Here is a 20,254-nt window from a genome sequence, read left to right as displayed (position 1 = left end):
TTAATAATGTAAAAATTAGTTAGACAGCGTGAGCAGATGCGCCACTTGAAATACCACCCATCAAATCACTCAGGTCAATATCCAGGTCATCTGTAAATGTATCTGTGGGTGATTTGTTTACTCCGAGCCTATTCTGCTCAAGGCTCGCACTTGAGTTGAGTATAAAAGCAGAGGCTTCACTGGTAAACACAGCAATCAAGTTCATGACTTGAATAAATATTTGCAGCTTACCAGGGTGATCAATAGTACTAAAATATTCTGTTGAACCACTTTCATGAGTCCATACCAACATCAAGGCATTGAAACCTAAACTACCAATAATAGTTACTACAAATAGTGTATTTGCCCAGGTAATAAGTTTCTTTCCCTGAGTATAAGTAACTCGGTTGGTAACTTTAAGCTTACGAACCTTTTCGTCAGAGTTACCTGTAGTTACTTCCTCTATTTCGGTAGAAGTGTTCTTTAATTCCCCTCCCTCTCTCCTGAGCTTTGCCGAGGCAAGCGAAAAAGTAGTAAAAATAACCTCAGTGGCACCTACAAGCAACGTTGCCACAAGCCATTGTACTTTAGGGTTTTTGATGTAGCTAAACATAGTCATGGCATGCATCCAAAGTAAATAACCTATCACTGCCCTAATGACAATACTTGCCACAAACATGATATTAGGCAAATGTTCTACAATTCGGTTGATAAAATCACTCGCTACCCCTTCCTTAAATATCTGCTTTTCTAAGTGTGCTGAGTTACTCATAGTGTTGGCTGAGTTACTTGGTAGTAACTTCGTTTTTTATTGGGTTAAAATAATTACGAAATAAAAATACATTTTTAAGCATTAAAAAGCGTAATTTTATTTCAAATATTTAATATTATGGACAAAGACACGCAATTAAATTGCGCTTTTATTACCTTGATCGGGACTTTGTATCGAATACCGATGAAAAAAATAACAGAACAAGAAGTAGTAGAAGCATTGAAAAAGCTTAGAAAAAGCGCTGAAGATAGGGTGGGAAAAAAAGTGACCCAATCAGACATGGCAGAACAGCTTGGGGTAAGTGCCAGGCAATATCAAAACCTTGAAACGTTGCATAGTGATATTAGTTTGACTCAATTTATAAAAGCATGCCATGCTATAGGGCTTACTCCAATAGAGGTGATATTTGAAGCTTATGCCCAATCAGAGTTTTTAGAAAACACAAACCCGGCATTACTCAAGCAACTCAAAAGCTTATTTAATATGTCTAAGGATTTATTCCGAGTAATGAAGGAAGGAGATGAAGGAACGAAAGAAGAATAATTAAAAAAAATAACAGGGTATGGCAGCATTATAACACCTCATACCTGTACAGTTACTTACATTACTTTACCAACTTACCTATAAAAAGTTCTTCCTCTTCATTGGTAAGTTGCCAGTAATAGGTGTTTGATTTTGGTAATAACACCATCTTACTAAAAATAGATGATTCCACAGGTAACAAAGGGACTTCATCTAACAAAGGTTTAACCATGTTTTTGGCACTGTATATTGTAATAAAAAGCTTAGAAGTATTTTTGTACCTAACCTTAAAAGTAGTCGCATTTTGAACATTATCAATCGCCAGTACTTCTACTGTGCCAGAGGCACTACGGCTGGCATCAGTTACTAGGTCCAACTCCCCTTCCCAATAAGCAATTTCTTGTTTATTGAACGTTGCTAATTGTTGGTTGGAAATAGTATTTTTGGATAAATGTTGTGATGCATTATTGATTTTTAAATGACTAGCCTGGTGATGATCATTCACAGCTTTAGGCGGTGTTTTTACCTCCCACCTGCTCATAGGTATATTCAGATGAATTCCTCTGGTTAAGAGTTTTTGACCAGAGGGTACTACTGTTTGACGGGTAGCAAAGTATCCACCTACTACTAGTATTAAAACGATAGAAGCTGCAATAGATAAATAACGACGCTTATGTTGTATACTAGTAAGAACTTTGGGAGGCGATCCATCAAAATAATGATATTCTACCACCATGCCTTCTACCATCATTTTTTGTATTGGATGAGCATTCAGGTACTCCTCAAAAGCAATTTGCTCACTCAAGTCCATTTTACCCGCAGCATACAGTTTTCCTTTTTCCTCAATTTCTTTAAATGTATAGGCGATCATAACTTGAATAATTCTTGTTTTTTTTAATGTTTATTTGCTCTCTAATATTTATACCTGATCGTTTTTCACAAGCTTTTCAATCATTTGCTTGGCTCGCTTTTTCAATGACCTAAATATATTGAGGTTAAACTCCGTCACTTTAAATAAGTGCTTGTATTCATCACTTATTTTCTGCACCAATTCTTGTTGGGTTTCATGTTGTATATTCTGCTCTGCCTCCAATATGTATCTGTAATTTGCTGGAATGCTCCTAAATATATACTCAACATCGAGTGCTATGTCTACTTCGTCTCTCTGATTTAACTGACTACTTTGTTCAGCTAAATAACGGTGCTCTACCTTCAAGCGCCTGATATACTCAACACACGTATTGCGAGTAATCGTAATCATCAGGTACATCACCTCTTTTTCTTTGTACTCATCATTACCGTATTTATTAAAAAACTTTTTCCAGGCTTCTTGCACCATATCTTTTGCTTTGTCTTGGATACCAGATGCCTCAGAAGCAGAAGTAAGTACTTTGATAGCCAAGGGGATGAGTTTTTTTGCATTTAAATTTTTGATAAAGCGATCACTTAAAATATTTGCAGACATAATATGAATTGGTCTCTAACTATAATAATGAACAACTAGTGATAAAATGTCACGGCGGGTAAAAAAAGTAGGATTAGATGCCATACAAGAATGGAGGTTAAAACACAAAGGTACATAAAATAGAATTATTAAACATTTGGTGAGATAATCTTTGTCCTTTGTAATTCAAGTACTTAGCTACTCAGGTAAAATATTAACATTACTAATGAATGAGTAGAGCGAATTTCGTATCATATCTAATTTGACTATATTATGTTTTAAATCAAACTTCTTTTTTGTATGAAACTACTGATTGGTATTTTGAGCACGCTTTTGCTCAGTGCTTGCATATCTCTTGCCCAACCCTATAAATTAATGGTACAAACCAGCCATACTGATGATGTAACAACAGCAGCATTTTCTGCTGATGGCCGTCAGGTAATTACAGGCTCCCATGATAATACTGCCAAATTGTGGCAGATAAAATCTAACAAGCTTTTGTACACCTTTGTCCATGATGCTTGGGTAAGAGCCCTTACATTCTCTCTTGATGGTAGCAAAATGCTCGCAGGACTCGCTCACGGTGACGTAGTGGTTTGGGATGCCAAGGCAAGAAAACTAATTCACCAATTTACTGCCTACAGCAAATATGAAACTGTACGACGCATAGAAAGGGTCATGTTTTCATCAGATGGTACCAAGTTTATCACTGTGTCTTACAGTGATCATGTAAAACTATGGGACGCCAACAATTACCAACTCTTGCATGATTTTAAGCGAGTGCCTGCCGTCAATTTTTCGCCTGATGGTCGTTTCATATTTGTGTTCAATGCTGATAAACAAAAAGTAGTAGTTTGGGATGCCAAAACTGTACGACCAATAGATGAAGTGATGGTAACCAGCAAAGCCAATTATGCACTTGCAGCTTCTCCCGACGGCAGTCAGTTATTGATAGGCGGAGGAAAAAAAGTTGTGGAACTATGGGATGTTAAAACAAAAAAACTTATCAAGGTTTTCAAAGGGCATGCCGATTGGCTCAAAAGCATGACTTTTTCGCCTGATGGTAGGCAAATGCTCACAGGTGATGGCAATGGCTTTGTAAAACTATGGAATGTAAAAAATGGTGCTTTGATTCATACTTTTAAGATGCCTCCCAAAAACATAACCAAGTTGGCATACAGCCCCCAAAGCAAGCATATATTGGCAGTTTGCGAAGAAAGGCATGTGAGTATCTGGGATTTACGAACCAAAAAACAAGCACAAAAAATTATACCCAATAAAAGCCCAGTAACTGCCGTTGCGTTTTCACCCAACAGTCACAAAACATTGCTCGGCATCAATGGTTTGGTAAAACTATGGAACACTCAAACAGGCAAGTTTGAGGGGGTACTAAATGGATATAAGCCAGGTGATAGAACAGTACTCAAATGTATCACTGTGTTGCCAGACAATTCGGGCTTGCTCACTGGTCACCGAGGGAGGAGGGTTCAGCTATGGAGCCTAAAAACCAGCCAATTGATGCATACTTTCATTAGCAAAGGGGGTGCTCAATCAATTAAAGTTTCTCCCGATGGCTCTAAAATGTTGGTGGGCACTTGGTCGAGCGCTTTTGAGCTATGGGACTTAAAGACCAAGCAAAGTATTTTCAAAGACTCTTGGGAGACAAAATACACTGCTTGGAATGGAACAGAAGCCATTTTTTCTCCCGATGGCTCTAAAATTTTAGCCCATGCTTTTAGAGACAGGCTGGGTTTGTGGTCAGTAAAATATCAATTACCATTGCATACTTTCTATTTTTCTAAAAATCGTGTCGAGATTGCTGACTTTAGCTCTGATGGTTCAAAAGTATTTGCCCTATCTCTAAACGATACACTAAAAAAATGGGATACAAAAACATTTAAACTTGTCAAAAAATGGGGATACAAACAAGAAATATTTCACACGGGCAGTGTATTGACTGCTAAAGAAGACAGGCAGTTGATTGGCACTAATGTAGGGAAAGCCATTATGTGGGATATTGCCCAAAACCGAAGGAAAGAATCTATAGATAGGCACACTGACGGCATTTGTGCCATCACGTTTTCACCCAAAGAAGATAAGGTGCTCACAGGCTCTCAAGATGGTTCTGCTAAAATTTGGGATGTTAAAACACGCAAGTTACTTTGCACCATCCATGCTAATTTTGAGGATGAAAATGCTTGGTTGATAGTAACCCCTGATGGTAAGTATGATGGCAACAAAGCAGGGATACAATATTTACATCTGGTTGATAGTAAGCAACAAGCCAGGCCCATCCAAAAAAATGACTCGAAGCATACAAAGGGTTTGCTAAAGAAAATACTGAATAAGTAAACACACATATCATACAAAACCCCACCTCTCACTCAAAAGCAGTAATGTGGGAGGTTTCACTTGAGAAGGTTCACAAAATTGTGCTCATAATTTTCGTTACTTTCTGTATTTTCATTTATTTAAATTCAAATAAATGACTACCCACCCTTTAAAAAACAGGTGTTAAGCATCTGGGCAGGTAGTGAGGTAAAGCTAGTGTCTGAGCTAAGCCTTAGCACCTAGGGACATTTCGCTTTGAAGTGCTTGCACCTTGCTAGATAGAGCACTGATAGTATGAGCACCCACCTGTTCAAGGTCTTTGATAAAGTCATGGAGAATAGAAAAGTGTAAATGATGCTTTTCCATAAATCCATCTGGAGCATGTTCCTTAATGTAAATGGTCATGGCCATGCTTAATTCTATAAAGTAGTGCATAAACGATTTAGGGGTATCCCCTCCGTGAGTGATGCAGAAAGCCGACATCATTTTTAGCACTTTCTGAAGGCTTTCCATGTCGTTTTGCACAAACTCTTCTACCGAATAAGTATTAGTAGTTCCCTCATTTTTTGAATGATTTGGTGCTTCAGTATTGTCCATAATTCCGCTCATTTTGATTTTTAAAATGTTTATGAATGAAAATCTCAAAGCAACAATTAAAGTGTGTTGGCGTTTGAGGTAAAAAGTTGTTTTGCCAAATCGTATAATTGAGTGATCCAACCGTTCTCCTCTATCCATTGTATTTGACTAATTCCCGCTCGCTTGACTTTGAGGGGTAGGTTGATGTGGTACTGTACAGCAAAGTGTTGGAACAAAAGTGTATATAGATATTGAGGTAGCACCCCGTGGGCAGTAGTATAGGTTTTCACTAGTTCGTCTAATCTTTTGTATACACTGCCCTTTGCTAGTTTGGGCAAGCATTGCCAAAGACTTGACACAGTCGGTAGTGAGGCAAATAAGCTCAGCAGGTCTCCCCCCCTTTTGGATTTCTCGCATTCTTTCGGAAAACTTGATAATCAACACCTTGCGTGAAGTTTTTCTCCAATACGCGCTTGGCATTGTCTTTTCTGGCAGAACCACACCATTGCCAAAATACTTGAAAGTTTACAGGAAACCCTTGCCCACTTTGTAGGTAGCCTATCATGATGTTTTGCAAATCAGAAGAAGGGTTGCTACCAATATTAGTTTCGGTACTCAGGCTTGCTCGCCTCCTTCCTGCTCAGCTTGACTAGCTTTTTTGGCTTTGGCAAAACTCACTGCTAACTTGCCTATTTTGTTGATGCGTTCTATATCACGCTCAGGCATCTTGAGCGCTGTAGCTTCGTACCATAAACCTCTAAGGTTTTGGGCGATTCGGTGCAAGGCGGCAGGGCTTAGTTGAGCCAACTGACCTTGTTCACTCTCATAGGCAGCAATTTGATTGTGTACCCATTGAATCCTTTGGGTAGGATTGCCTAAGTTACCTTGTGAACAACAACTTTCTACGCCTATCTTCAAAGGCGATGTTTCGTCGCAGTCTGAGGCTGAACTTATCCTACCACTTTCTTTTTCATCTACTGCTGCTTTGGTTTGGTAGACAGCCAGTTTCTCAAGCAGGGCTTGGTGGCTGATGCCTAGTAGCTCAGCCAGTTGTTCGCTATTAATGAACTGGATTTGAATCCTGGTCTTTGCCAAGTCCTCAGAGGGCTTTTTAGGCTTTTTCATGCGAAACAAACCCCTCCTTTCTGTGCTTGACTTACACCTGCTTGCGAAGTGGTAGGCGCCGCCTGTTTTCCTTTTGCCAAATCAGCCACTAGTTTGCCCAGCCTGTTGATGCGAGCTATTTCACTACCAAACATTTGGAGACCCCGTGCCCTACGCCATAGGTCACGCAGTTGATCGGCAAGGCTTTCGAGCAAGTGCCTAGGGTAGTTTTGAAACTTATCTTGTTGTTTTTCTAAGGCAGTGAGCTGGTTGTATACGCTCACGGTATGCTGGGTAAGACTCATAAGATTAGGCTGGGGTTTGGCGCGGGTGCCTGTGCCTTGTTCAGGTATTTTTCTTTTTTGCTTGTCAGCGAGCCACTTTTGGTATTGTTCACCTGTTTGGGCAAATACTAACCCCTGCCAGCCGTTGGTGATGGACTTTTCGATGAGTTCCAGAGCAAAGCCTTCTTCGTAGCGGTCCAGTTTGGCAAGGGTTTGTTGCACGCTCATTGCCGAACGGTAAGGCTTTTTGATTTCCTTGCGGTAAGTAAGCCAGTTGTTCCAGGCAGTTTTAAAGGTATCCGACGAAAAAGGTAATGGAATATTGGTGAGCGCTGTTTTACTTGCTTTTTTAGCAGTAGCCTTGGTAACTGTCTTTTTGGGAGGTGAAGAAGGAGCTCCATTTTTTTCAAACAAATCCTCTCCTACAGCTTTCTCTTCTTTAGCTTCAATAGTAGTATTAGTTGATTTATTAATGATAGTATTATTGACTCTATTAGGTCGACAATTTGTCGAGGCTGCTTCGCCATTTTGTCGCCCCTGTGCGCATAAATTGTCGACCTTGGCTGGTTTGATTGACAATTTTGTCGAATCTGCCTCGACATTTTGTCTAGGCTGCTTCAACAAATTATCAACCTCAACAGTGGCATTTACTGAGCTTTCCAGTGGTTGTAGTTGCTCCATATTCACCGCCATTTGTCGGTGCCTACCATTAAAAAACATTGTTTTTAGGTAGCCCCGCTTTTGCAAACTTTTGATATGGCGCGATACCGAACGAGTATTGATATTAAGCCTTAAGGCAAAATGGTCGTTGGAAGCCATACAACCACGGGATAGTTTCTCTAGGCTGTGAACCTCGGCAAGTAGGTTCTTTTCGTTGGCACTCAGGCGTTGGTCTAGCCAAATAGCCGCTGGATAGACAAAACCAGTGAATGTATTTTGATGAGTGTTAGCGGCAGTTTGTTGGATAATTGCCATATTGTTTTATGGGTAAAAGTTGTTGGTAGTTATGTTCTTGTTTTTTCAGATTGGGTATAGCTACACCTAACACACCTAATGGAAAGTAGATGTATGTAGGGTAAAAGGTACTCCCTTGGCAATGAGGGCTAAGGGAGTAGGTGCTCCGAGCAAAGAGTAGTGATTGACTAAACTGTTACTGGGGGGGCACCAGCCAACCTCAAGTAGTTTAGGTAGCCATCGGCTTGTAGACGTTGGTTGCCTATATCTATCGGGAAGATGTAGGGAATCATTGCTTGAAAACTGCCTGTTTCTAGCCAGCAATCAAAAATGAAGTATTCATCATCGGGGGTGAGTTGTTTGCCCTTGGTATGATGATACTGAACTAGGTATGCCTTGCGGGTGCTAAAGTGCGTTTGGGCTTCGTCAAAGTCGTGCACAGTGGCTAGTTCGCCTATAGGTACAAACTCCACTCGATAAGCTTGCGCTTGATTTACATAATAGAGGATGTTGCCGTAATGCCCCATGTAGAGGTGTTCAGCTAGTTTGAGCGAGTATTGTTTATGATATACTCCATTAAGGCTAAGGTTGTCAATCACTGGCTTTTGCCAATGTTCTATCAGACAAGCATTGTCTTGAGGGCGTATGTGTTGAACCTGTCCAGCGCCTGCGCTTGGATAATGGGCATTCTCTACCCAGTACCCATACAGATTTGGGTTTCTGTGGGAATTTTCTGAAATTCGCATCTAGTACGTTTTTTAACGTTTAACAATGCCCATTACTCAAACTTTGGTCGGAGCGAGTAGTGGGCTTTTTTTATACATGACAAATATATAAAATTTATACTTTAGTACAAATTTCGACAATCAATTTACAAACCTTTTTTCTATAATCACTTCTTCGATTACCACATCTTCATACAAAATCCCATTTGGCAAATCCAATTCTATGTTGGCTGGAATACGTGTCTTGGTTTTGGCAATAAAAGCCAACACGCAATGTGTTAACCAGTCAGCTACATAGCCTTTTTTCACTGTTTGAATGTGACTAGTTGTCATTTCTGGCAAATAGTGTCTTACTATACCACTATAGTGCCTCGGAATTAATGGTTCAATTTCCTTGGCTTGTTGCTTGAAAAAGGGGGTGTCTATACGAATGTTCATAGTTATTTATATCTAATTTTTTAATTTGTGTAACAATTAATGCTTGAATATACAAAATTAATACTTTAATCTAAATTTCAACAATCAAAATGGCATCCAAGGGAGACGGTATCGGTAAGAGAATAGGTGAAATTCGCAACGACTTAAATATGACTTTAACAAATTTTGCCAAAATGATTAACGTTTCCAGAACTGCATTAATAGCTTATGAACAAGAAACTAGTGATCCAGGGTACACTCCGTTAAAAGGCATTGTAGAAAATGTTAGGAATCTAAATCTTAATTGGCTCTTTACTGGTATAGCACCTAAATACCTGGAGGCAGATGTAAAAACATCATTGGACGCATCTAACGAAAAACTGAGGATGATTGAGATTCTGAAAAGACAAATTGAAGGTTTCAAAGCGTTGGATAGTGCAAAAGAAGAAGAAATAAAAGAGCTCACACGGCAACTTCAACAAGCACAGAAACAAATCGTAGAACTAACTCAAAAAATGGAAGGACAATAAAATCCGAGTGATGATTCTTTTCGTTATTGATCTTATTGCCTCGCCTTTTGTGCATAAAGATGAAAATAAGTATCACCCCAGCTTAGGCAACTTTACAAAATCAATAAATGCCCTCTGGGCTACCAATATTTCCATTTTTTCAACCTATTGATGTGATTTTTCCTTTATTTTGCCCTTGATTAGCGCAATGCGCTAACCACTGGAAGGTTAAGTACCTACCAGTAAGTTGTTTAACCATCAACAAAACCTTATGAAAAAACATTGGATTTGGTGTTTGTTGCTTGTAGGTCTGCTTTCGGGCTGCGACAAAAACAAATACATACTAGGCGAATTTATCACCATTCAACATGAGCATATTAGCTTGCCCACCAAAGAACACTTACGTAGCATTAGTTTTCCTGATGAGCGGCACGGCTATATTGCTGGAGACGGTGGAGTCATATTTAAAACTACAGATGGAGGCATTACTTGGCAAGACATTTCACGTAGTGATGTTACTCCTATCAACAAAATTATATTTACCAGTGCACAAGTAGGATTCATTGCTCTTAAGCAGAAAGCACTGCTTAAAACTACCGACGGAGGCAATAGTTGGATAGAAGTAGAGCCTTTTTCTGGCAACCTGCGAGACATACGTTTTGTGGGCAATACAGGCTATGCCATAATCAATGGCGTAGACAGAAACACTAACCAAGAGGATGAAGGTTGCGCCCTTTTGAAAAGTACAGATGGAGGAGACTCTTGGTCTCATATGCTAGGCGTATCAAAACCTTGCTGGGGTATGTCAGTTGTTGATGCTGATAAAGTATACTTTGTTTCTGAAGATGAAGTGGTTTTTCGCACCCTTGACGGAGGCAATACCCTTGAGCCTTGGAACGATCGCAAAGTAGGTTATAACTATAACGCGATCTATGTGTTTGGCGATAAAAGCTATTATACGGTAGGCGACTTGGCTATATTAAATTACTATGGTAGCTCGCTCAACACTGAGGCTAGGAAGAATTTTTACGCCTTGTACGACATAGATTTTCACAGCAACCGAGGCATAGCTGTTGGCAAGCGTTCGGTATTTATGGGCACCTATAACCCTGATAACAACGAAGCTAACAAACAAAAATGGGTACAGGTGTTTTCTTCTGATGCCACCACTTTTTTGTATACCTACCTTGATGTAGAGTTTAGCAACGCAAACGATGTATACGCGGTAGGTGAAGAAGGTATATTGACAAAATTTAACTATAATTCGTTATGGCAAGGGCTTTAAAAATAATCGTGATAGGCTGCTTTTGTTTGTTATGGGGGGCTAATGGCCACACCCAATCGTTGATGAAATCGATGAGTACCAATGTAATAGGCTACAAGTTTAACACAGTAACCAACGTTGGGGACGAAAGTGCTCCTATCTGGGAAAAAGTAGATGAACTGAGGCTTGCGGTAAACATTGCGGCAGGTGTATCGCTAGAGTTGCCACTAATCAACTTAAGCCAGCATAGTTCGTTGGGTATTACCCTAGAGGCTACCGGAGGCTTTTTGGTATCGTCAGGGCTAGATGGGGTCAATTTGGCACTGGTATACGACATTCCTGGGTACATTACTTTTCGTCATGGAGCCAAGGCTAACCGCAAAACCGACAAAACAAGCGGCTTTGGCTTTGGAGTTGGTTACCATGTAAGCCGTGGTGCCTTGCCCTATGAGGCGCCCAGTGTAATGTTTCAAGTCAATTTTGCGTCTGGCTTGCTTATAAGGGTCAGCTACGACGTATTGCCTTACAAATATTATGACCACTACAGTAGCCAAGGTTTGGTACCTGCTCTCAAAATCAAGCGCTTAGGCATAGGCTTTTATGCGCCTTTTTAGCACTGATATTCTAATGTCTAATAAGTCTCATAAACTTGTTTAATTATTCAAATGCTTATTAAGAGTGAGGTAATTGAGTTTATGAGACTAACAAAACACAAAAAACTAAGCATTTTATTTACTCCTTTCTACCATAGGTTATTTAGCAAAGAACAAGTAACTTTTGCCCATGAGCAAGGTATGTTTTCGCCAGCAAAAACTCCCCAATAAAGTAAAGTTTGCCATACGCAAATTAGTTGGCATATTGCAAACCTTGTAAACCGTTTCAAAGATACCTCAAGGTAGTGTCTGTTATCAAGCAATTCATTAAACTAGCTTAAATATAGGCTTACCCCCATCCAAGACACAAAAACGATTGATTAGCTGTTTTCTCGTTTCTTGTTCGGCTAAACCGAGTTCTAAAATATCATTTAATTCTTGTAGAGCCATATGCTCTAAATAATACCAAGCTTGAGTTGCCCAGGCTTCAAATTCTATTCTTTGAGATACATACATTTCAAAATCTACTTCGTGGCTTATATAGTCATGCTTTAGATGAAGTTCTTCATAAGTTCCCCATTGCAAAAGGTGGGTGTATTCGTGTACCAAAACACTTCGTGCTTTTACATTTTTGGGTGTATCCTCAAATACCTTTAGTTCTTTTTCTAGCTCAGGTTTGAAAATGATTCTTGGATCAATGTAAAACATGAGGTCAGGGTTATTCTGTTGCTGAACATTATCATAAATAACCTCAAAACCTGCTAAGCCATCGTAGCTTGGGAACTTCTCGTATACAATTTTGCTATCTTTTTGATAATTGGGTCTTGCCTTAATATTTAGTTCCTTCATTATGCGAAGAGTATCCTTTATCAACAAAGGTTCTTTATGGTGCTGAAACGCTGGATTCATCTATTTAATCAAGTTTTGTCATAGGTACTACATAAACTTCTTGGGTGATATGACCTGCCAAATGATAAAAAAACTGTTTGGGGCAAGCATTGACAGCTTCTTCTATGATGGCTCTGTGTTTACCTCTTAGCATTGTTTCGTTGAGGGTTGGGCGGTAGCGGGCAACGCTCCCAATATAGAAAGCAAATGCCAGGGTATTGCATAACCTATGAAGCCTTGGTGTGCCTAAGTAAAGGTAATAACGGTAACCACCACGGGTGAGCAAAGTAGTGATATTAAGGTTATTAACTTCTTTTACTATGTTTTGATAAGCATCTTTCCAACCTTGATCATCATTGTTATAATCGAAGAACTTGATTGATTTGTAATAAGATTTGTTATTTTGTCTACCTAATTCTTCATTCTTGATGATTTCGGAAACAGATTTGAGTTTTGTAGTATCTAAACGCTTGTCCTGTTTTTTATCATAAGATAATTCATAGTAAAGTTGTTTTCTGTTTTTACACATAATATGCAAATCAATGGGTAAATATTTGGGTTTGCCTTGCCAACTATCAAGAGAAGCTCCTAAACCATGAATCTCAATCAATGACTGAAGAATATCATCAATAAGAATATCTCCTGCTGACGAATGCACTGGCTGTTCCAGCAATTCTGCAAATGTTTGGAATATGAGTGTACCATTGCCTTGCCCACTTGATTTTGCCAGCTTAAGACCATTACCATTGCTATTCAAAGATAAACCATGATGTTCCTGTTCTGTAGTTTCCATTTCTCTACCATTGGCAGACAGGTAGGCTTTTACTAAATTGAGAAATGAATAGTAAAGAAGTACTCCTTTTGAGGGCATTTTTACTGCAAGAAAAGCCGTATAAAACTCTTGGGAAAGGTTTACAAAGTACTTGGCTTTTTTTAGTGGTTGTTTTTTGCTCTCTTCTGCTTCTTGACTAATACGATTGTCAAACCAAGCTTTGAGATAACTTAAGGGGTCAGAAGTAAGGATGTAGCTTGCATCGGGCTTGTTACCAAACTGAAAATAACGAACTGCATGATAGTCTTTTTCTGCTACTTCATGGGTATCTGAAATAGGGGGAGAAGTCATTGGTTTTAAGGATTTAGTAGAACATTCAATAAATTGTGTAACAAGTCAAAAGTAAACGTTATGGCAGCAACCATCAAATAAAACTCATAAATTAACCTTGCAAAAGCCTCAAAATGCGCCTATTTATATAGATATTAGAGAGGAAATAAAAATGCAGTAATAGTAAGCATTGCGACATATTTCGATTAATAAAAATTGTAACCTCAGGTATCATCTCCCCATGCACACATAGCAAACATAAAAAAAGGGGCTTGGTAAGCAATAGCTCAACCACACGCATCAGCCACCCTCGACTGTTGACCATTGACGGTGGACTAAAACGCGCCAACTCCACTCCCGACTTTATAAACAATTAAAAATCAAGGCACTATACGCTTGGCTAGTTGCTTGTAAAGCAGCCTCAAGCTAATGGCTAAAGGCTAATAGCTTGAAACTGTAAAAGCTCCTAACTATTAACTTTCCTCACCCAAAACTTTCAAATCTCCACTCATTTTATCAACTTACCGATTAAATCCGAACCAAGGATAACTTACACACATGTTACGCAAACTTAGACAGATATACACACAAATATGGGAATCAGCAAGATGCCATTAGAGGCGCACGGTTTGGGCAACCAACCCTTGATAGAAGGGCTCAAGCAACTAGCGCCTGAAGTGATAAAAGATGGCAAAATTGATTTTGAGCTTTTGCGCGAGCTCTTCGGTGACCAAACCCTTGACGACGAAGAAAAAGCCGAACCTTGGGGGCTCAACTGGACAGGCAAAAGCCAAGCCCGCAAACTGGCAATGGCACGCACCAAGGGCACGCTCCGTCCTTTGGTGGGCGAAGGAGTAAACGAGGCAAGCAGCCAAAACTTGTTTATACAAGGCGACAACCTTGAGGTGCTCAAAACCCTGCAAAAGTCTTATTTGGGTAAAATAAAGATGATTTACATTGACCCGCCCTACAATACAGGAAATGATTTTGTGTATGAAGATGATTTTAGAGACAACCTAAGCCACTACATAGACAAGGCGGGCAAAAACCTGCATTCTAACAAAAAAGATTCGGGGAGGTTTCACGCTACTTGGCTCAATTTTATGTACCCACGCCTCAAAATTGCGAAATCTTTGCTCAAAGACGACGGGGCTATTTTCGTTTCTATCGATGATCATGAAGTACATAATTTAAGGGCTTTGATGAATGAGATTTTTGGGGAGGAGAATTTTATGGGTATACTACTTTGGAAAAGACGACAAAATGCAGATAATAGAAACCAAAGTAATGTATCATCTGATCATGAATATTTACTGTTATACTCAAAATCTGAAAACACAAAATTTCTGGGTAAATCAATAGATCTTTCTAAATATAAAAACCCTGACAATGATCCAAGAGGTCCTTGGGCAAGTATAGATTTATCTGGTTTAGCAACTAAAGATCAGCGCCCTAATTTACACTATGATATTGTAGATCCCAAAACGAACTTATCTTATCCCCCTAACCCTAACCGGGGGTGGTCTAAGTCCAAGGAGAATGTTTTAAAAATGATTGAAGAGGGACGGATTCTTTTTCCAAAAAAGGTGACAGGTAGACCTAGAGAAAAGAAATTCCTAAGCAACTTAAATCAGACTGTGACAGGATTTTCAACTTGGCTTGAATCAGATAATGTGGGATTTACTACAAATGGCACAAGAGATATCGCAGAAGTTATGGGCGGGAAAATATTTAACTTTCCCAAACCAGTAAAATTAATTCAAACTTTAATTAAACAAGCTACTACATCTCAGGACATCATCCTCGACTTCTTCGCAGGTTCTGCCACCACTGCCCAAGCCGTCACGGAGTTGAACAAAGAAGATGGCGGCAATCGCAAATTTATCTTAGTACAACTAGAAGAAGAAACGCCGCCCAAGAGTGAAGCACGCAAGGCAGGTTACGAACACATTGCCCAAATCAGCAAAGACCGCATTCGCAAGGTGATAGAAAAGATACAAACCGAACAAAACAGCCTAGAGGCGGAGGTGATGCAGCTAGAGGACGACTTGCAAATGCTCAAAAATGAGAAAGACCAATTAGTGGCAGAGCAAAACATAGACTTGACCTTGTTTGACAACGACGCCAACGCCACCAAACCCAAAGCCTTGCAAAAGCTAGAAGACAAGCTAGCCCAACAAAGCACTGCCATAGAAGATTGCCGCCAAAAAATAGCCCACATTGCCCAAACCGATTTGGGTTTCAAGGCTTTTCAGCTTGCCCAATCTAACTTTAAAGAATGGCAAGCCCCCCAAGGCACGCCCGACGCCCAACAATTGGGCTTGGCATTTGAAGAAGCCGCTGACACTCGCCTCGAAGCGAGCTTTAGCAAAGAAAACATCATTGCCGAAATACTTTTGCAAAAGGGTTTTACTCTAGATTTGCCCACAATGCACGCCGCCCAATTTGATAAAAACACAGTGTGGCAAGTGACCGACCCTGCAAGTGGCAAAGGCGTGTTGGTGTGCCTCGACGAGCAAATGCACCCCAACACTGCCCAACAATTGAGGCAAGTAGTGGAACATACTTTTATTTGCCGAGGCGAAGCCATTAGCGACCAAATCAAGCTACAATTTAGCGACGCGGGTTTGATTGAGACGATTTAGTCAATAGTCCATAGTTGGGAGTTGGGAGCTTTTGCAGCCTCAAGCTATTAGCTACAAGCAACAAGTGGGTAGCTGGGAATTGGTAGGCTAATACAACACTCCCTTTGATTAATTACTTGTTGGCGACTTTACAAAATGCGTCAGCCACTATTGACTATAAAACACAAACAATATGATGAACAAATTCTCGCCAGAAGTAATTGACAAGCTCAATTATTATGTGTACCGTTTGATTGATCCTCGAAACGGAGAAACTTTTTACATAGGCAAGGGCAAAGGTAATAGGGTGTTTGACCATGCCAGGGCTGCACAAGCCCTTGAAGCAGAAGATGACCCAAAAGACGATGACGATGAAAACAAAAAGCCAGACCTGAAGCTGTCGCGCATAAGAGCAGTAAGAAATGCGGGTTTAGAGGTGATTCACGTCATCCATCGCCACGGGATGGACGATTCAACTGCGTGTGAGGTAGAAGCTTGTTTGATTGATGCCATTCCAGGGCTCACCAACATTATGGGCGGCACAGGTAGCAACGACTTTGGTCCCATGCACGCCTCCGAGATTGAGCAAAGGTATTCGGTACAAGAGGTAGAGGTGAAACACAAGCTCATTTTTATTAATATCAACGTGAGCGCCAACGAAGAAGTAAGTATTTATGAAGCCACGCGCAAGGCTTGGCGAATGTCGCAAGCAAGGGCAGAAAAAGCTGAAGTAGTACTTGCCAATTACAAGGGCTTGGTTGTGGGGGTGTTTGTGCCCCAACGATGGTATGAATACCACCGCGACGGTGACAAAAGCATGCGCATTGCTTTTGAGGGCAGAGAAGCTGAACCAAGCATCAAAAAACTGTATTTTAACAAACAAGTACCTGCCAAATACAGAAAACGAGGGGCATCGAACCCAGTGAAATATAGTTATTGACAAAAAAACGCACTAGGCAATACCAATTGGATAAAAACAATGAAGTTTAAATTTAACCATCACCACCAATACCAGCTCGATGCCATTGAGAGTGTTATGGCGCTTTTTGAGGACTTGCCCAAGAAAAATGCCTTGGCAAAAGAGCAAACTCATTTGCAACAACAAGGAGCGATGGTGTGCAACCCTTATACAAAAGAATTGGGCAACAACCACTTTTTTGACATTCCGATGGAGTTGGTGCAAGAAAAAAACGATTTGCCTATGGGCGATTATGCCCACCACGACGACGGGCAAATGCTCAAAGGGGTAAGCAGTGATGTTTGGCGCTTTCCGAGCTTTTCGATTGAGATGGAAACGGGCACGGGTAAAACCTATGTGTATTTGCGCACTATTTATCGGCTTTATCAAGAGTTGGGTTTTCATAAATTTATCATTGTGGTACCCAGCGTAGCTATTTACCAAGGCGTATTGAGCGCCCATAGGGCAATGCGTGACGATTTGCGCACCTTGCACGGGGGCACGGGTATACAATTGGTGCAATACAGCGGCGATAAGGTGAGCGCTTTGCGTGATTTTGGCGAAAGCCCCTTGCCCCAAATATTACTCATGACTATAGCCGCCTTCAACAAAAAAACCAACAATATTTATAAGGGCACAGAAAAACTGGCGGGAGAAAAAAAGCCCTACGAATACATACAAGCGGTAAAGCCAGTATTGATTATAGACGAACCCCAGAGCGTAGACAATACCGACCTTGCCAAAAGTGCCATTCGCACCCTGCAACCTGTGTTTGGCTTGCGCTATAGTGCCACCCACCGCTTTTACCAAAACCTCATTTACAAACTTTCTCCCGCCCAAGCGGCTTACCAAAACCTGGTGAAGAAAATACAAGTAGTGGGGGTAGATTTGCCCTCTAGTGCGCTCAACAATGAGCTGGTGTTGTTAGGGGCAGATAGCGAAAAAGGAGGTCGCATATTTGCAAAAATAAAAGTGGTGGTGGCAAACAAGGGCAAAAAGGCGGTAGAAGAACGCAATGTGTACCAAGGGCAAGACTTGTATGCCATTACCCAAAACAAAGACTACGCAGAGGGCTATGTGATAGAAAACATCATTGCCGAAGAAGGGCAAGAAGCCATCTATTTTGAAAATGGCGAATTGCTGACTACCCAAACTCTAGAACGAGCCAAACCCACTATTTTTAGGCGGCAAATCCGCGAAACCCTTCGCGAGCACTTTAGGCTACAAAAGAAATTGCTGAAAAGCCAAATCAAGGTATTGTCACTCTTTTTTATAGATCGGGTGGCAAACTACTTAGGCAACGAAGCACAGCCCGAAGGCATCATCAAAACCTTGTTTGCTCAAGAATATGAGGCGCTGCGCAAAGACGATGCTTTTTTTGGGCAATACAGCGCCGCCGAGGTGCAAGGGTCTTACTTTGCCTCTTATAAAAAGAAGGGGCAAACCATTTATGTAGACAAAGAGGCAAGCAAAGCCGACGAACGCAAAGCCGAAAAAGCCGCCTATGAACTCATTATGAAAGACAAAGAGCGTTTGCTCACTTTTGCCAAAGGCAACCAAGGCACACCTGTAGCTTTTATTTTTGCCCACTCTGCTTTGCGCGAAGGCTGGGACAACCCCAATGTTTTTCAGATTTGCACGCTCAACCAATCGGTATCAAACATCAAAAAACGCCAAGAGATTGGGCGAGGGCTGCGTTTGTGTGTCAACCAAAGCGGGGAACGCATAGAAGACAAACCCGAACAAAATATTTTGACGGTAGTGGCAAACGATACTTATAAGGACTATGTAGAAAACTTGCAAAAAGAATATGATGGCGGCAAAACTGGAGGACGTCCGCCCCGCCCTACCAATGCCAAAACAGGCGATGTAAAGCTCAACAAACAATTGTTTGCCCTTGCCGAGTTCAAGCGGTTTTGGCAAAAGCTCACAAAGGAAGTAAACTACAGCATTGCACTAGACTCGGAGGCTTTGATTGCCAATTGTATTGAGCGCCTAGACAAAACTTCGTTTCCTGAGGTGCAGATCAACGCCAGCAAGGGCAAACTCGACATTGCCGAGCTCAATATTTCTATCAAGGAGTTTACAGCAAAAAACAAGGCAATACTCAATTTTACCCTGTTGCAAAATAGCCAAAGGCATGTCAGAGAAGAAGTGAAGGTGGCAGAGGGTGTTACCCTAGACCATGCCCTCAAAAAATCGTTTTACAGCAAATATAGCCTAGAAGAAAACGTGTTTACGGGTTTTGAGGTGGTAGAAATAGACCGCGATGCTTATGACCCTTTTGTGCAGTTTAAGAGCGGCAAAGAGGTAACCCAAGAAATCCCCTTTCGCCAAAGCCTGTATGTGGTGGGCAAAGCGCTCAAACTCAAAAGTGAGAAAGTAGTAGAAGCTAGTTTTCCTGTGTTTAACCTGATAGAACGCGCCGCCGAAGCTACCCACTTGACCCGCAAAACGATCAACGCCATTTTTCAAGGCATTGCCTCTTATCAGCAAAAGGCTTTTATCCAAAACCCCGAAACCTTTGCCTCTATTTTTATTGAGGTAATCAGCAAAATATTGCGCAAGCATGTGGCTCATTCTATCAGGCTTGAGGTGAAAGAGGAACTAGAGCCCGAAGTGTTTGACGAACAAATGGAGGTGTTTTTTCCTGCCGCTGACCGCAAGGTGCAAAAGGAGTTGATCTACGGGGGCGAAAAGTCGCTCTATAGCAAGGTGCAAATAGACTCGGAGGTAGAGCGTCGTTTTGTAAACAACCGCCTGATACCCGAAGACAAAATATTGGTGTACTTTAAGTTTCCGAACCGTTTTAAGATTAGCCTGCCCAAAATACTGGGCAACTACAACCCCGATTGGGGAGTGATAAGGGAAGCCGACAACGGCGACCGCTACCTTGAGCTGGTGCGCGAAACCAAGGGCACGCTCGACAAGGAGGCGCTGCGCTTTGAGCACGAAAAACACAAAATTACCTGCGCCGAAAAGTATTTCGAGGCGCTGGGCATAGACTACCGCCAAGTAACCGACCAAGCGCCTGTAAGGTGGTGGTTGCCTAAGGGGGATGTGTTGGAGAATGAGGAGTTTTAGTCGATGGTCGATGGCTCTTCTCTGCCGTTGCTTGTGTCCCCATAAACGACCCGACCAGGAAGGTTTGAAAACCTGTATCAGCGCTATCCAAGCAAGTTCAACTAGTTTGTAAACAAAGTTATCG

The 20,254-nt window shown here is 41.0% G+C and carries 19 protein-coding genes; 8 read left to right on the top strand and 11 right to left on the bottom strand.

Annotated elements, in window-relative coordinates; all coding sequences use genetic code 11:
* Positions 1-19: 19 nt before the first annotated feature.
* Complete coding sequence (locus M23134_RS27070; RefSeq protein ID WP_002701686.1) at positions 20-751, bottom strand: hypothetical protein; 732 nt, start codon at positions 749-751, stop codon at positions 20-22.
* Positions 752-934: 183 nt separating this feature from the next.
* Here M23134_RS27070 and M23134_RS27065 point away from each other — a divergent pair, with 183 nt between their 5' ends.
* On the top strand, positions 935-1,294 hold the full coding sequence (locus M23134_RS27065; RefSeq protein ID WP_002701685.1) for a helix-turn-helix domain-containing protein: 360 nt from the start codon (positions 935-937) through the stop codon (positions 1,292-1,294).
* Positions 1,295-1,355: 61 nt separating this feature from the next.
* Here M23134_RS27065 and M23134_RS27060 read toward each other — a convergent pair whose 3' ends face one another.
* The gene (locus M23134_RS27060) at positions 1,356-2,144 is read right to left on the bottom strand and encodes a hypothetical protein (protein WP_002701683.1); all 789 of its coding nucleotides are present in this window, start codon (positions 2,142-2,144) and stop codon (positions 1,356-1,358) included.
* A gap of 48 nt (positions 2,145-2,192) precedes the next feature.
* A complete protein-coding gene (locus tag M23134_RS27055; RefSeq protein WP_002701680.1) occupies positions 2,193-2,738 on the bottom strand; it encodes an RNA polymerase sigma factor in 546 nt (181 codons plus the stop codon).
* Between the two features lie 279 nt (positions 2,739-3,017).
* Here M23134_RS27055 and M23134_RS27050 point away from each other — a divergent pair, with 279 nt between their 5' ends.
* A complete protein-coding gene (locus tag M23134_RS27050; protein ID WP_002701679.1) occupies positions 3,018-5,069 on the top strand; it encodes a WD40 repeat domain-containing protein in 2,052 nt (683 codons plus the stop codon).
* Positions 5,070-5,273: 204 nt separating this feature from the next.
* Here the strand turns inward: M23134_RS27050 and M23134_RS27045 are convergent, their stop codons facing one another.
* The 6 genes from M23134_RS27045 to M23134_RS27015 all read right to left on the bottom strand — a co-directional run bounded on the left by M23134_RS27045 (position 5,274) and on the right by M23134_RS27015 (position 9,129).
* A complete protein-coding gene (locus M23134_RS27045) occupies positions 5,274-5,657 on the bottom strand; it encodes a hypothetical protein (RefSeq protein WP_157558669.1) in 384 nt (127 codons plus the stop codon).
* A gap of 44 nt (positions 5,658-5,701) precedes the next feature.
* On the bottom strand, positions 5,702-5,962 hold the full coding sequence (locus tag M23134_RS41880) for a hypothetical protein (protein ID WP_002701677.1): 261 nt from the start codon (positions 5,960-5,962) through the stop codon (positions 5,702-5,704).
* 277 nt (positions 5,963-6,239) lie between these two features.
* Entirely contained in the window at positions 6,240-6,749 is a 510-nt protein-coding gene (locus M23134_RS27030; RefSeq protein WP_002701672.1) for a hypothetical protein, read from the bottom strand.
* Positions 6,746-7,987, bottom strand: coding sequence for a helix-turn-helix domain-containing protein (locus M23134_RS38980; protein ID WP_002701671.1), 1,242 nt, complete (start codon positions 7,985-7,987; stop codon positions 6,746-6,748). The genes M23134_RS27030 and M23134_RS38980 overlap by 4 nt, the downstream gene beginning before the upstream one ends.
* 167 nt (positions 7,988-8,154) lie before the next feature.
* Positions 8,155-8,712, bottom strand: a complete 558-nt coding sequence (locus M23134_RS27020; protein ID WP_002701670.1) for a hypothetical protein — start codon at positions 8,710-8,712, stop codon at positions 8,155-8,157.
* A 120-nt stretch (positions 8,713-8,832) separates the two neighbouring features.
* Positions 8,833-9,129, bottom strand: coding sequence for a hypothetical protein (locus M23134_RS27015; protein ID WP_002701668.1), 297 nt, complete (start codon positions 9,127-9,129; stop codon positions 8,833-8,835).
* An 89-nt stretch (positions 9,130-9,218) separates the two neighbouring features.
* Here M23134_RS27015 and M23134_RS27010 point away from each other — a divergent pair, with 89 nt between their 5' ends.
* From M23134_RS27010 to M23134_RS27000, 3 genes are all read left to right on the top strand, one after another.
* Positions 9,219-9,638 carry a helix-turn-helix domain-containing protein gene (locus M23134_RS27010; RefSeq protein ID WP_002701666.1) on the top strand — a complete coding sequence of 140 codons (420 nt, stop codon included), beginning with the start codon at positions 9,219-9,221 and terminating at the stop codon, positions 9,636-9,638.
* Positions 9,639-9,888: 250 nt separating this feature from the next.
* Positions 9,889-10,902, top strand: coding sequence for a WD40/YVTN/BNR-like repeat-containing protein (locus tag M23134_RS27005; protein ID WP_045114416.1), 1,014 nt, complete (start codon positions 9,889-9,891; stop codon positions 10,900-10,902).
* Positions 10,887-11,495: a hypothetical protein gene (locus M23134_RS27000; RefSeq protein ID WP_002701663.1), complete on the top strand. Its 609-nt coding sequence runs from the start codon at positions 10,887-10,889 to the stop codon at positions 11,493-11,495. The genes M23134_RS27005 and M23134_RS27000 overlap by 16 nt, the downstream gene beginning before the upstream one ends.
* Before the next feature lie 306 nt (positions 11,496-11,801).
* Here M23134_RS27000 and M23134_RS26995 read toward each other — a convergent pair whose 3' ends face one another.
* Entirely contained in the window at positions 11,802-12,383 is a 582-nt protein-coding gene (locus M23134_RS26995) for a hypothetical protein (RefSeq protein ID WP_045114415.1), read from the bottom strand.
* Between the two features lie 4 nt (positions 12,384-12,387).
* On the bottom strand, positions 12,388-13,485 hold the full coding sequence (locus tag M23134_RS26990) for a YaaC family protein (protein WP_002701657.1): 1,098 nt from the start codon (positions 13,483-13,485) through the stop codon (positions 12,388-12,390).
* Positions 13,486-14,057: 572 nt separating this feature from the next.
* Between M23134_RS26990 and M23134_RS26985 the strand changes: the two genes are divergently transcribed.
* The 3 genes from M23134_RS26985 to M23134_RS26975 all read left to right on the top strand — a co-directional run bounded on the left by M23134_RS26985 (position 14,058) and on the right by M23134_RS26975 (position 20,130).
* On the top strand, positions 14,058-16,109 hold the full coding sequence (locus M23134_RS26985) for a site-specific DNA-methyltransferase (protein ID WP_053337395.1): 2,052 nt from the start codon (positions 14,058-14,060) through the stop codon (positions 16,107-16,109).
* Between the two features lie 172 nt (positions 16,110-16,281).
* Complete coding sequence (locus M23134_RS26980; RefSeq protein WP_002701654.1) at positions 16,282-17,028, top strand: LEM-3-like GIY-YIG domain-containing protein; 747 nt, start codon at positions 16,282-16,284, stop codon at positions 17,026-17,028.
* Positions 17,029-17,067: 39 nt separating this feature from the next.
* The gene (locus M23134_RS26975) at positions 17,068-20,130 is read left to right on the top strand and encodes a restriction endonuclease (protein WP_002701652.1); all 3,063 of its coding nucleotides are present in this window, start codon (positions 17,068-17,070) and stop codon (positions 20,128-20,130) included.
* Positions 20,131-20,254 lie beyond the last annotated feature (124 nt).

Origin of the sequence: Microscilla marina ATCC 23134 (assembly GCF_000169175.1) — a bacterium.
Taxonomy (GTDB): Bacteria; Bacteroidota; Bacteroidia; order Cytophagales; family Microscillaceae; genus Microscilla; species Microscilla marina.
The sequence above is the reverse complement of the archived record's forward strand: the minus strand, read 5'-3'. Positions and strand labels throughout refer to the sequence as shown.

Bases quoted from the DNA above. Each gene is read 5' to 3' on its own strand.
- M23134_RS27070 (WP_002701686.1), bottom strand. From the start codon at position 751: ATGAGTAACTCAGCACACTTAGAAAAGCAGATATTTAAGGAAGGGGTA.
- M23134_RS27065 (WP_002701685.1), top strand. From the start codon at position 935: ATGAAAAAAATAACAGAACAAGAAGTAGTAGAAGCATTGAAAAAGCTT.
- M23134_RS27060 (WP_002701683.1), bottom strand. From the start codon at position 2,144: ATGATCGCCTATACATTTAAAGAAATTGAGGAAAAAGGAAAACTGTAT.
- M23134_RS27055 (WP_002701680.1), bottom strand. From the start codon at position 2,738: ATGTCTGCAAATATTTTAAGTGATCGCTTTATCAAAAATTTAAATGCA.
- M23134_RS27050 (WP_002701679.1), top strand. From the start codon at position 3,018: ATGAAACTACTGATTGGTATTTTGAGCACGCTTTTGCTCAGTGCTTGC.
- M23134_RS27045 (WP_157558669.1), bottom strand. From the start codon at position 5,657: ATGAGCGGAATTATGGACAATACTGAAGCACCAAATCATTCAAAAAAT.
- M23134_RS27030 (WP_002701672.1), bottom strand. From the start codon at position 6,749: ATGAAAAAGCCTAAAAAGCCCTCTGAGGACTTGGCAAAGACCAGGATT.
- M23134_RS38980 (WP_002701671.1), bottom strand. From the start codon at position 7,987: ATGGCAATTATCCAACAAACTGCCGCTAACACTCATCAAAATACATTC.
- M23134_RS27020 (WP_002701670.1), bottom strand. From the start codon at position 8,712: ATGCGAATTTCAGAAAATTCCCACAGAAACCCAAATCTGTATGGGTAC.
- M23134_RS27015 (WP_002701668.1), bottom strand. From the start codon at position 9,129: ATGAACATTCGTATAGACACCCCCTTTTTCAAGCAACAAGCCAAGGAA.
- M23134_RS27010 (WP_002701666.1), top strand. From the start codon at position 9,219: ATGGCATCCAAGGGAGACGGTATCGGTAAGAGAATAGGTGAAATTCGC.
- M23134_RS27005 (WP_045114416.1), top strand. From the start codon at position 9,889: ATGAAAAAACATTGGATTTGGTGTTTGTTGCTTGTAGGTCTGCTTTCG.
- M23134_RS27000 (WP_002701663.1), top strand. From the start codon at position 10,887: ATGGCAAGGGCTTTAAAAATAATCGTGATAGGCTGCTTTTGTTTGTTA.
- M23134_RS26995 (WP_045114415.1), bottom strand. From the start codon at position 12,383: ATGAATCCAGCGTTTCAGCACCATAAAGAACCTTTGTTGATAAAGGAT.
- M23134_RS26990 (WP_002701657.1), bottom strand. From the start codon at position 13,485: ATGACTTCTCCCCCTATTTCAGATACCCATGAAGTAGCAGAAAAAGAC.
- M23134_RS26985 (WP_053337395.1), top strand. From the start codon at position 14,058: ATGGGAATCAGCAAGATGCCATTAGAGGCGCACGGTTTGGGCAACCAA.
- M23134_RS26980 (WP_002701654.1), top strand. From the start codon at position 16,282: ATGATGAACAAATTCTCGCCAGAAGTAATTGACAAGCTCAATTATTAT.
- M23134_RS26975 (WP_002701652.1), top strand. From the start codon at position 17,068: ATGAAGTTTAAATTTAACCATCACCACCAATACCAGCTCGATGCCATT.